The sequence below is a fragment of the Cellulomonas sp. P5_C6 genome (assembly GCF_054049635.1).
In genome coordinates this window covers 1-10,561 of sequence record NZ_JBFULZ010000142.1, presented here as the reverse complement: position 1 = coordinate 10,561, position 10,561 = coordinate 1, and the positions used below count along the sequence as shown (strand labels likewise).

Genomic DNA, 10,561 nt, shown 5'->3' with positions numbered 1-10,561 from the left:
CTCATGGACTGGTCCCAGGGCTCGAAGTCTTGTTCTTGGTGCTGACCGCGACGTAACGCTCGCGGCAGGTTCAATGCCGACCTCGTCTACCTCGATGAGTGCGCGCGCCGGGTGGCGTCAACCTGCGGAGCTGGGCGTGCGGTCAGCCAGTGTCGCCGGGTAGATGATGAATCAGGTTCGATACCAGTATCGCCTACCGGCATTACCGCAGGTCAGAGGGCGGTTTCTGAATCATCGGAAACGGCCCTCAGTCGCGCGTACGCCAACTGCTTACGCCAACCAGGTCTCCAGTTGGCGTACGGAGGGACCCGATAGACACTGGCGGACACAGCAGGACGCCGCTGGGTCATTAGCCCGTTCCCTGGCTCGATCTCCACGATCGGACGTTGCGCCGGAGGCGTCAGAGCCCGCGAGGTGCTCCTCACACCGCTCGGGTCACATCCGGCACGCCATCTTGAACCGGCGGGTCATTCCTTCGTGGCACCCGCTGTCAGCCCGGTCACGAGGAAGCGCTGTGAGAACAAGAAGACCACCAGAACCGGAGCCACGGAAATGAGCGTCGCGAGCGCCAACTGGGGAAGGCTGATCGTCAACGAGGCGACATTGGTCGGGTTGAACACGGGCGTGTTCGAGATCAGCTCCGTCAAGCCCACCTGTATGGGCATCTTTCGCGACCCGGGCTGCGTGACGAACGGGAGGAAATAGTTGTTCCAGTTGCTGACAAAGTTGAAGAAGCCGACGAGCGCGATCACGGGGGTCGCCAGGGGCACGGCGATCTTCGTGAAAACCCGGAACTCGCCCGCGCCATCGATGCGGGCGGCATCGAGCAGATCGCGCGACATAGTCGTGGAAAAATAAATGTACGTCAAATACACCCCGAACGGGAAGAAGGCGAACGGGAGTATCACGGCGAGTGGCGTACCAACCAGCTGAACACGGGTGAGCTCGAGGAAGATCGGCAACGCAAGTGCCGTGTTCGGGATGAGCATTACCATGAGAGTCGTGATGAGCACGAGCCGACGAAGCTTGAAGGTGGTCATCGCGAGGGCATAGCCCGCGGGAATCGACACGATAATCGTGAGCACCWGGGCGACCCCACAGTACAGCACCGAATTGCCGAGCCAACTCCAGATGATGCCGTGCTGGAAGGTGACCAGATTATTCCAGTTCTCAGCGAGTTGATCGAAGGACCCGAAACTGAACGGAAGTTCACCGTTGGCACCATTGAGTTGAGCCTGGGACTTCGTCGGCGCAAGCAACAGCCACGCCAAGGGCAGCACGAAGAACACGCTGAAGAACACGAGGACGGCAATGACGAGAACGCGCCGAAGCCAACGCGTGGGAGCCAGCGCTGAAGGAACGACGCGGAGACTAGTCGCGGTCAAAGAGTCCTCCTTTGAAGACGAAGATGGCTGCAAGGCCCGCCGCGACGACCAGTAGGAGGATCGAAATCGCCGCCGACCCGTTGTAGTCCGATTGGGTACCGAAAGCGAATTGGTAGGCAAGCTGATTGATCGAATAGTCCTTCGGGACAACTCCCCGACTCGCCTGGCTGAGGACCCTGGGCTCGACGAACAACTGGCTTCCGACCGCGATCGAGATGATGGCCATGTAGACGATCCATTTTCGCATGAGCGGGATCTGGATATACCACGCCGTCTTCAGGGGGCCGGCACCGTCGATGCGTGCGGCCTCCATCACATCGGTTGAGATCGTGTTGAGCGCGCCGTACATGATGATGATCCATCCACCGGCACCGACCCAGAACGCGATGATCGTGAAGATCACCGGAAGGTTGCTTTGGGCGACCGTTGTGGTGAAGCTATCGAATCCGAATTGCTGCAGCAAAACAGCAATAGGGCTCACGCTCGGGTCGAGCAGGAAGAGCCAGAGCAGGACGCTCGCCGACCCTGCCAACGCTCCGGGGATGTAGAACATGAATCGAGTCGACGCGGACACCCACCTGACGCGCGCGGCGTGGACGATGAGCGCCAGCACGACGACGAACAAAAGGAGGCTCACCAGCCAGATGGCGACGAAGAGCGCAACGTGCTCCACGGCCGGGAAGAATCGGAAATCGCCAAACACTTTGACAAAGTTGTCGAATGCGACGAACTGTCCGCGCTTGGTAAAAGCGAGGTACAGCGCGTACAACATCGGCACGATACCGAAGGCCAGAAGCAGCAGCACGTAGCCACTCGAGAATATGTAGCCAATGTAGGCCTGGGAGCCGGTTCGGCTCTGCGGACGCCGGGCTGCCCCCCGCCGCCGCCCCTGTGGAGGGGAGGCGGCGAGAGGCGCTATCTCGGTGCTCGAGATGGTTCTTGTCATTCTTTACTTGACCGTGTAGCCGTTGACTCTGGCGTCGTTCTCGTATCGCGTCTTCCACTCGTCTGCGACCGAGTCGATGGTTTTGCCGGCGGCCAGAGCCGGAGCCACGATCTCGGCCCAAGCGGGCTCGGAGCTGAAGGAGAGCGTCGCACCCCATCCGGCCCAGATGTGGCTGGCTGCGCCAGTGACGACGTCCTTGAACGTGTCCGAGTCGGCCCAGTATCCGCTGTCGACCTGTCCGTCCAACCACTCGCTCGCGGTTGACTCGTACGCCGGCAGGCCGGTGATCAACTTGACAGACTGAGGACCGCTCGTCGCGTACTGCAGGAACTTGCCCACTGCCTCGAGGTTTGTCGAGTGGCTCGAGCCGTACCAGAAGCCACCGCCCACGTTGCCGGTATTGACGTCTTCGCCAGYCCAGTGCAACGGAGCGCCAGCAGCCCACGTGCCCGGCTCTGCGGCGAGGCTGTCAGGGTTCTGGATGACCGCTCCAATGAACCAGGTCGGTCCGGGGATGCCGAGCGTCGTGTCCTTGTGGTTCGCCACCCAGTCGGGTGTGAACAGTCCATCGAGCGTCAGAGTGCCGTTCGCGAACATGTGGTCCAGGAGTGCGATCATGCGGGTCGTGTGGTCATCCGAGAAGTCGGCCGTGAAGTTGTTGTCACTGTCGACCGTGTAGATCGGCGCCTGAGCGGCCCACATGTCCGTCAGCACCGCGGTGAACGGGTCACCGATCGAGCCGAGGATGTATCCAGGGTGGTCGGCTGCAAGCTTGTCGCTGAGCGCCTGGTAGTCCTCCCAGGTCTCGGGGACGTCGTAGCCAAACTCGTCGAACAGGGCCTTGTTGTACCAGAACACCACGGGCGCGAGGTTGTCGCGGGCACCGTAGATATGGCCGTCGACCGTGACCGGGTCCAGCGCGTGCGCGGTGTAGCCGTCAAGCCAGCCGTCCTCGGTGACGCCCGTGTCGAGCGCCGCGGCGAAAGCCTGAACGCCGTTCTGCTCCTTCGCGGCCCAGCTGGCGTCGTTCACCTGCCCCGACCACACGACGTCGGGCCAGCCTTCACCGGCTGCGTCGGCGAGCGCGACCTTGGTCTGGAACGAGTTGGTACCGCCGGAGTTGCCGTCGTACGTCTCGATATTCACCTTGATGTCGGGGTTGTCCGTCTGGAATGCCTCGGCGATGGCCGAGCGGTCAGCGTCCACCCAGATGGTGATCGGGCTGTCCTTGATCTGCTCGGGGGCGGGGAATCCGAAGCTGGAGTCGGAACCACTACCTCCGCTGGAGTCGGAACCACTACCTCCGCTGGAGCAACCGGCCGCCATCAGCGCGAGGCTCGCGGCTGCTGCGGTCAGCACCAACAGACGGGGGAATCGGGTGGAGCGGCGCTGCTGTGCTGACATTGTCGCGTCCTCTTCTGGTCGACGTCGTTGACGACTTCACCACCCACTTTGGCGATGCTTTTGCCATTCGATCATACATGTGACGTATGCGCAATGAGCGCCGCTGGTTGGCGGGACCTCTCCCGTGGCGGACCTGCCACGGGCCGCGACCAGCCTGGCGCTGACCGACCTGACGCTCACCCCAACGTGATGTTGATCGGGGCCGCTTTGCCCCGATCAACGCAGTGCCCGAGCCTGACCGGCGCCGCCTCGTCAGCCGACCCCGGCCGCGATGGCGGCAAGGATCTGGTCGCGCTCAGAGGGGGTCTGCTCGTGGAACGCGGCCGGGCACGCCGAGGGAGTACCGGCTGCTCTCCCGTGCCCGCTCGAACAGCGACCGTGCGATGCTCTCCGCGATGCGCTTGTGCGACAGTGCCAGCACGGTCTCGTGGAAGGCGACGTCGGCCGCCTGGACGTGCGGGATGTGGCCGAGGGACGTCTGCATCTGCTCCAGGGTGTGCCGCGGAATTCTCGAAGCCGCGCGACGGTGCTCGGCCCGCTCGCCGCGGATCCGAGCTGATGCGGCAGGCGGCTCTGGCCAGTCACGTCTGGAGCCGGCACCACGTCGGAGGTCGCTAGCTCATCGTCCGAGCCAGCCACCGTCGACCGGGATGGTGATCCCGTCCACGTAGTCCGAGGCGGACGACGCGAGAAAGATGACCGCCCCGCACAGGTCGGTGGCTCTGCCCCACCGGCCGGCGGGGATCCGCTCGAGGATCGCCCGGGAGCGCTCGGGGTCGTCCTGCAGGGCCCGGGTGTTGTCGGTCGCGATGTAGCCGGGTGCGATCGCGTTGACGTTGACCCCATGCGATGCCCACTCGTTCGCGAGGGCCTTGGTGAGCCCGGCGACGGCGGACTTCGATGCGGTGTACCCGGGGACGTTGATCCCGCCCTGGTAGCTCAGCAGGCTCGCGGTGAAGACGATCTTCCCTGAGCCGCGCTCCAGCATCGGCCGCGCGACGAGCTGAGTCAGCACGAAGTGACTTGTGAGGTTGACCTCCAGGACGCGGTCCCACCAGTCGAGGGGGTGCTGCGCGGCCGGCATCCGGGCGATCGTGCCGGCGTTGTTGACGAGGATGTCGGGCGCTCGCTCGGCGAGCTCTCCACCGAGAGTGGTGACCGCCTCACGATCGCCGAAGTCCACCGCGTAGCTCTGGAACGAGCGCCCGTGCGACTCGACGACCCGCGCCACGGCACTGCCTTCGCGTTCGAGCGTGGCGCTCACGCCGATCACGTCGGCACCCGCGGCGGCGAGCGCCTCGGCGAGGGCGAAGCCGATGCCGCGCTTGGCGCCGGTGACGACGGCGAGCCGCCCCGTCAGGTCGAACGGGTTCACTTCGCACTCTCCGTAGCGGCGACATCGACCAGGATCTTCATGGCGAGTCCCCGCTCGAGGTCGTCGAAAGCGGCTCGCACAGCGGTGAGGGGCACGACCTGTGAGATGAGCAGCTCGCTGGGCACGACACCGTCGGCCAGCAAGGAGCTCGCCGTCTCGAAGTCGGACCGCTCGTAGACGCGGGCACCCAGGACCCGGAGCTCGCGCCAGAAGATCTGCATGAGATCGACCTCCCTGCGGGCTCCGTGGATCGCGACGACGACGATCGTCCCTCGAACCTTGGCCAGCCCGGTGGCGGCAGCGACCGCAGCCGCAGCGCCGGAGACCTCGAAGACCACATCGGCACCTGCACCGTCGGTCCATGCGGCGACCCAGGCGGCCTGATCGGTCGAGCCGGGGTCGACGGCCACGTGACCGAGCTGTTCGATCTGCGCGCGACGGTGGGGATCGGGCTCGACGATCGCGACGATCGCGCCGACGTGCCGCGCGACGGTCGCGATCAGTACCCCGATCGGCCCGCCCCCGAGCACGACCACATGGTCGCCGGGCGCAACCTCACCGCGGCGTACGTCGTGGACGGCGACGGCGGTGGGCTCGACGAGAGCCGCGACGTCCAAGGCCAGGCCTGCGGGGAGTGCGACGAGAGTGTGGGCCGGCACGTTCCACAGCGTCTGCAGCGCACCCGGGGAGTCGATCCCGATGAACTCCAGGTTCTGGCAGATGTGCTGATGACCGGCCAGGCACGCCGGGCAGGTCCCGTCCCAGGCGAGCGGCATGACCGTCACGGCATCACCCGTCGACCAGCCGGCGACGCCCTCGCCCACCCTCTCGATCGTCCCGCTCATCTCGTGACCGAAGATCAGCGGCGTGGTGACGCGGGCGTCCATGGCCCCGTGGACGACATGCAGGTCCGTACCGCACAAACCGACGAAGGCCACGCGGACCTGCACGTGACCGCTGGGCGGGGGCACGGGCTCGGACGCGAGGACCTCGACCGTCCCGTTCCCTGTATATGCAGCACTGCGCACAGCGCATCTCCTTCGGTGTCGGCCGGCGACCCTCGTTGGTCACGATCCGGTTTCGGACTGTACCGGAGGATTGAGTAAACGTCACATGTATGATCTACTCTGGCGTCGCTCGGCTCAAGACGAAGGAGTGAACATGCAGCGATTTGCCTTCGTCGTCGACGTAGTCCCCGAGAAGCGCGACGAGTACGTCCGGCTGCACGCCGACGTCTGGCCGGGCGTCGAGGCCCTGCTCTCGGCGCACCACGTGACCAACTACTCGATCCTTCTGATCGAGGACACGCTGTTCGGGTACTACGAGTACATCGGCGAAGACCACGACGAGGACCTGGCGGTCGTGGACGCCGATCCCGTCACCCGGGAGTGGCTCGCGCTCACCGGCCCCTGCCAGACACCGTTCGGACGTCTCGCCGCACCGACGGACGGATGGCGCCGGCTCGAGGAGCTCTGGCACCTTCCGTGAGGCACCTCCTCGATTCCCACCTGCACATGTGGGAGCGGGCCAAGCACCCGCAACCCTGGCTCGACGCACAACCGATGTCGGCGATCGATCGTGACTTTCCACCAGGCGCGGCCGTCGCGGAGCTGGCACTCCACAGTGTCGACGGCTGCGTGGTGGTGCAGGCCGTCAACGACCTCTCGGAGACGGTCGACCTCCTGGCGGTGGCTCACGCCACGCCGGAGATCCGCGGTGTGGTGGGTTGGCTGGATCTCACGGGGGACGTACCGGAGCAGCTCCGGACGCTTCGCCGGTTGCCGGGCGGCGACCGGCTGGTCGGCGTTCGGCACGTCACCTTTGTCGAAGAGGACCCACACTGGCTCGCCCGGGACGACGTCCGGCGGGGGCTGTCGGATCTCGGCGACGCCGGCTTGGTGTTCGACGTACTGATCGCCCATCACCAGCTCCCCCTGGCGGCCGACGTCGCCCGCCGCCTCCCTGGGACGACCTTCGTCCTCGACCACGGGGGCAAGGTCCCGATGCGCAGTACCGAGCTGGCGACGTGGGCCCGGGACCTCGCCGAGCTCGCGGGCTGCCCGAACGTGGCCACCAAGGTCTCCGGAATAGTCACCGAGGACGACTGGCACGGCTGGTCGACCCCGCGGTTGCGCCCGGTGTTCGAGCATGCGCTCGCGACCTTCGGGTCGCAGCGGCTGCTCTTCGGCTCCGACTGGCCGGTCGTCGAGCTCGCCGGCGGGTACGGCCGTTGGCTCAGGGCGTACCTCGAGCTCACGGACGACCTGTCGCAGACCGAGCGCGATGCGATCGACGGTGTCAACGCGACCCGCGTCTACGGGCTGTGATGACGACCCATCCCGCCCGCCCGCTCGGCGGCACCGGTCTGCACATCTCCGAGATCGGCTTCGGCGCGTCGACGCTGGGCAACCTGCACCGTCCGATGACCGACGACGACGCCTCCCGCGCAGTCGAGCGTGCGTGGGAGCGGGGGGTGCGGTACTTCGACACCGCGCCGCACTATGGCCTGGGCCTGTCCGAGCGCCGCTTGGGAGCGGCGTTGCAGGGACTCCCGCGAGACGAGTTCGTCGTGTCCACCAAGGTCGKTCGTCTCATCCGTCCGAACCCACGGCCGACTGAGCTCGACGACGACGGCTTCATGGTGCCGGGCTCCCTGAGACGCGAGTGGGACTTCAGTGTCGAGGGCGTGCGTACCTCTGTCGAGGAGTCGCTGGACCGTCTGGGGCTCGACCGGATCGACATCGCGTACGCCCACGACCCGGACCTCGTGAGCCCGTCGGCCGGCCGGGAGGCGCTGGAGGCGCTCGCCGAGCTCCGTGCGGACGGCGTCGTGCGAGCCATCGGTGTCGGCACGAATGCGCCGGACAAGGTGCCGGGGCTCTTCGCGAGCGGCCTGGCCGACGTCGCGATGGGGGCGGGTCGCTACACCCTGCTCGAGCAGGGCGGACTCGCGACGGCACTGGAGCCCGCCCGCGCGCACGGCGTCGCAGTCGTCGTGGCGGGTGTGTTCAACTCCGGCCTGCTCAGCAGCCCCTGGCCCGAGGATGACGCCCGCTACGAGTACCAGCGCGCACCGCGTGGGCTGATCGAGCGGGCACACGCACTGGCGCGGGTCTGCGAGGACCATGGCACGACCCTCCCGGCTGCCGCGATCGCCTTCCCTCTGCAGCACCCTGCGGTCGCCTGGGTCGTTCTGGGGATGCGTACCGTCGCGCAGGTCGACTCGAACCTGGACCGCTACGTGGAGGACGTACCGGCGGCGCTGTGGGCCGATCTGCAGAGCCTCGGGCTCCTTGCATCGTCGGTGCACTGAGCAGGAGCGTCATCGGCGGCGCCGCACGATCTCGGCTCGCGACAATCCCCCATGTCCAGGGCGGAGCACACCTAGGCAGCTTTCCGCCACCTACCCGGTCGCGAACGAGTCACCGCCTCCCACCCGGTCGAGGATGTCCAACCCCTCACGCTGCTTGACGGTCATCGGGCCGGTGTGCGGAAACCAGGCCAGGTCCGGCCCACGCGACACCGAGAATCGGCCGGCTCATCGACCTCGGCGGCGTCCAGCACGGTTCCGGCACCGATGAGGAGGCCGCCGTGCCGGGACATGGTCCGCGGGAGGGCGAGCGTGGCCGGTGCGCGACGTGTCAACTCGGCGACCGGAAGGCCGCCCGTCACGTGCGCCTCGGCCAGAGGGGGCGCACACCGTTCGTCGTCCGCGACGACGACGGGACGAGCCAGTGGCCGTGAGAGAGCCAACGACGCCTATCGACCGCTCTGACGAGGGTCGTCCGATCGCGACTCTGGCACGAGTCGCAGGCCGGCGCGGTCGGGGCGGACGTGCGGCCCGTCCGTCTGGGCCCACCCGTCCAGCGACACAGCCCGGGCGATCCGCGTCTCATCGATCGTCGTGCCGTGACCGGGCTTGTCTCCGAGCACGATGCCACCATCGGCGATCTCATAGTCCACCGTCATGCCGAGCGGGGCTCCAAGGTCCTGCAACTCTGCCGAGAGGTGGTTCGGGACGGCCGCGGCGGCATGGAAGACGGGGTTCGCCGTCGACCCGACAGGACTGATGGGCAGGTCGCGGCTGTGCGCGACTGCCGCGACGCGCAGGAAGTGCGTGATCCCCCACATGCTGCCGACCTGGACGATGTCGACGGCCCCAGCGTCCAGAAGCGGCTTGAACTGCTCCAGACCGGTGAGGTTTTCGCCGGTGGCGACCCCCGCGCGAACAGCGCGACTGACCATTGCCATGCCGTCGGCGTCCCACCGCCGCAACGGCTCCTCGACCCAGGACAGGTCGACCTTCTCCTCGACGGCGTGGATGTATCGGATCGCCTGCTTGCGGTTCCAGGACTCGTTGGCATCCAGCATGATGCCCGGTCGGGGCGTGTTGGCCGAGAAGATGTCACGCACGCGCGCCAACCTGACAAGGTCGCTGTCCAGGTTCAGGCCGCCCTTCACCTTGACGCTCGTGAACCCGCGCGCCACCCACTCGCCGTACAGGTCGTTGAGCTCGTCGTCGGGGATCGCGATCTCCAGCGCCGAGGCATACGCGGGCACGAACCGGTCGCGTGCCCCGAGAGTGCGCCATAGGGGCTCGTCGGCGATCTTCGCCTTCAAGTCCCAGAGCGCCATGTCCAGTGCGCCGATGCCGCCGAACGTCGCCCCGACGTGTCCGCCCTTGAAGACACGGGCCAGCATGCGGTCGTACAGCGCGACCACCGCGCGCGGGTCCTCGCCCTCGATCGCAGGAAAGACGCGGTCGATGTCCGCGTGCGACCCGACGCCGATCCCCTCGAGGCCCTCGTCCGTCTCGAGGACGACGATTGGCACCTCGGTGATGCCGTCCCGGAAGAAGCCGTTGACATCGCCGACGGGGCGCCCCCAGTCCTGGAGTGTCGTCACAGTCCGGTACGCGGTGATTCTCATTCGCTCACATGTCCTCTTCGGGGCGCGGTCGGCCGCAGTGCCGTCACGAAAAGAACATACATCACACGTCTGCACAGTAGGTACATCCGCATATACTCCCGCCATGACCGTTCCTGACCCGACCGCAGAGGGCCCGCGCATCCCGTCCATCCAGGATCGGATGCCTGCGCAACGGCTGGGCGTGGCGGTCGTGGAGGCGCTGGTCAACGTGATCGTCACGGGGCAGCTCGCGCCCGGCGACACGCTGCCGCCGGAGGTCCCGCTCGCCAAGCAGTTCGGGGTCAGCCGGACGGTGCTGCGCGAGTCGGTCAAGCGACTGGAGGAGAAGGGGCTGGTGTCGGTCGGTCAGGGTCGCGGGACCACGGTGCAGCCGACCCGGTCGTGGAACATGATGGATCGCGTCGTCCTGACGGCTCTCATCGCGCACGACGAGACGCTCGGAGTCCTCGACGAGCTCAGCGACGTCCGCGCCCGCCTCGAGGCCGCCATGGCCGCCGACACCGCCCGCGTCCGCTCGTCGGA

The 10,561-nt window shown here is 66.8% G+C and carries 12 protein-coding genes; 4 read left to right on the top strand and 8 right to left on the bottom strand.

Annotated elements, in window-relative coordinates:
- Window positions 1–467 precede the first annotated feature (467 nt).
- From ACXJKG_RS15065 to ACXJKG_RS15040, 6 genes are all read right to left on the bottom strand, one after another.
- On the bottom strand, window positions 468–1,289 hold the full coding sequence (locus tag ACXJKG_RS15065) for a carbohydrate ABC transporter permease (protein WP_456846561.1): 822 nt from the start codon (window positions 1,287–1,289) through the stop codon (window positions 468–470).
- Window positions 1,290–1,371: 82 nt separating this feature from the next.
- Window positions 1,372–2,190 (bottom strand): carbohydrate ABC transporter permease, encoded by an 819-nt coding sequence (locus ACXJKG_RS15060; RefSeq protein ID WP_456846560.1) that lies wholly within the window; start codon window positions 2,188–2,190, stop codon window positions 1,372–1,374.
- A gap of 144 nt (window positions 2,191–2,334) precedes the next feature.
- The gene (locus ACXJKG_RS15055) at window positions 2,335–3,735 is read right to left on the bottom strand and encodes an ABC transporter substrate-binding protein (protein ID WP_456846559.1); all 1,401 of its coding nucleotides are present in this window, start codon (window positions 3,733–3,735) and stop codon (window positions 2,335–2,337) included.
- A 295-nt stretch (window positions 3,736–4,030) separates the two neighbouring features.
- Complete coding sequence (locus tag ACXJKG_RS15050; RefSeq protein ID WP_456846558.1) at window positions 4,031–4,219, bottom strand: hypothetical protein; 189 nt, start codon at window positions 4,217–4,219, stop codon at window positions 4,031–4,033.
- Window positions 4,220–4,354: 135 nt separating this feature from the next.
- Entirely contained in the window at window positions 4,355–5,110 is a 756-nt protein-coding gene (locus tag ACXJKG_RS15045) for an SDR family oxidoreductase (RefSeq protein ID WP_456846557.1), read from the bottom strand.
- The gene (locus ACXJKG_RS15040; RefSeq protein WP_456846556.1) at window positions 5,107–6,138 is read right to left on the bottom strand and encodes a zinc-dependent alcohol dehydrogenase; all 1,032 of its coding nucleotides are present in this window, start codon (window positions 6,136–6,138) and stop codon (window positions 5,107–5,109) included. The genes ACXJKG_RS15045 and ACXJKG_RS15040 overlap by 4 nt, the downstream gene beginning before the upstream one ends.
- 133 nt (window positions 6,139–6,271) lie before the next feature.
- Between ACXJKG_RS15040 and ACXJKG_RS15035 the strand changes: the two genes are divergently transcribed.
- From ACXJKG_RS15035 to ACXJKG_RS15025, 3 genes are read left to right on the top strand one after another with little or no spacing between them, the layout of a single operon-like run.
- Complete coding sequence (locus tag ACXJKG_RS15035) at window positions 6,272–6,598, top strand: L-rhamnose mutarotase (RefSeq protein ID WP_456846555.1); 327 nt, start codon at window positions 6,272–6,274, stop codon at window positions 6,596–6,598.
- Window positions 6,595–7,437: an amidohydrolase family protein gene (locus tag ACXJKG_RS15030; RefSeq protein ID WP_456846554.1), complete on the top strand. Its 843-nt coding sequence runs from the start codon at window positions 6,595–6,597 to the stop codon at window positions 7,435–7,437. The genes ACXJKG_RS15035 and ACXJKG_RS15030 overlap by 4 nt, the downstream gene beginning before the upstream one ends.
- On the top strand, window positions 7,437–8,423 hold the full coding sequence (locus ACXJKG_RS15025; RefSeq protein WP_456846553.1) for an aldo/keto reductase: 987 nt from the start codon (window positions 7,437–7,439) through the stop codon (window positions 8,421–8,423). The genes ACXJKG_RS15030 and ACXJKG_RS15025 overlap by 1 nt, the downstream gene beginning before the upstream one ends.
- 161 nt (window positions 8,424–8,584) lie before the next feature.
- Here the strand turns inward: ACXJKG_RS15025 and ACXJKG_RS15020 are convergent, their stop codons facing one another.
- Window positions 8,585–8,863, bottom strand: a complete 279-nt coding sequence (locus ACXJKG_RS15020; protein WP_456846552.1) for a hypothetical protein — start codon at window positions 8,861–8,863, stop codon at window positions 8,585–8,587.
- A 6-nt stretch (window positions 8,864–8,869) separates the two neighbouring features.
- Window positions 8,870–10,039: a mandelate racemase/muconate lactonizing enzyme family protein gene (locus ACXJKG_RS15015; RefSeq protein WP_456846551.1), complete on the bottom strand. Its 1,170-nt coding sequence runs from the start codon at window positions 10,037–10,039 to the stop codon at window positions 8,870–8,872.
- 103 nt (window positions 10,040–10,142) lie between these two features.
- Between ACXJKG_RS15015 and ACXJKG_RS15010 the strand changes: the two genes are divergently transcribed.
- Window positions 10,143–10,561: FadR/GntR family transcriptional regulator (locus ACXJKG_RS15010; protein WP_456846550.1), on the top strand; the 419-nt coding region annotated here is incomplete at its 3' end.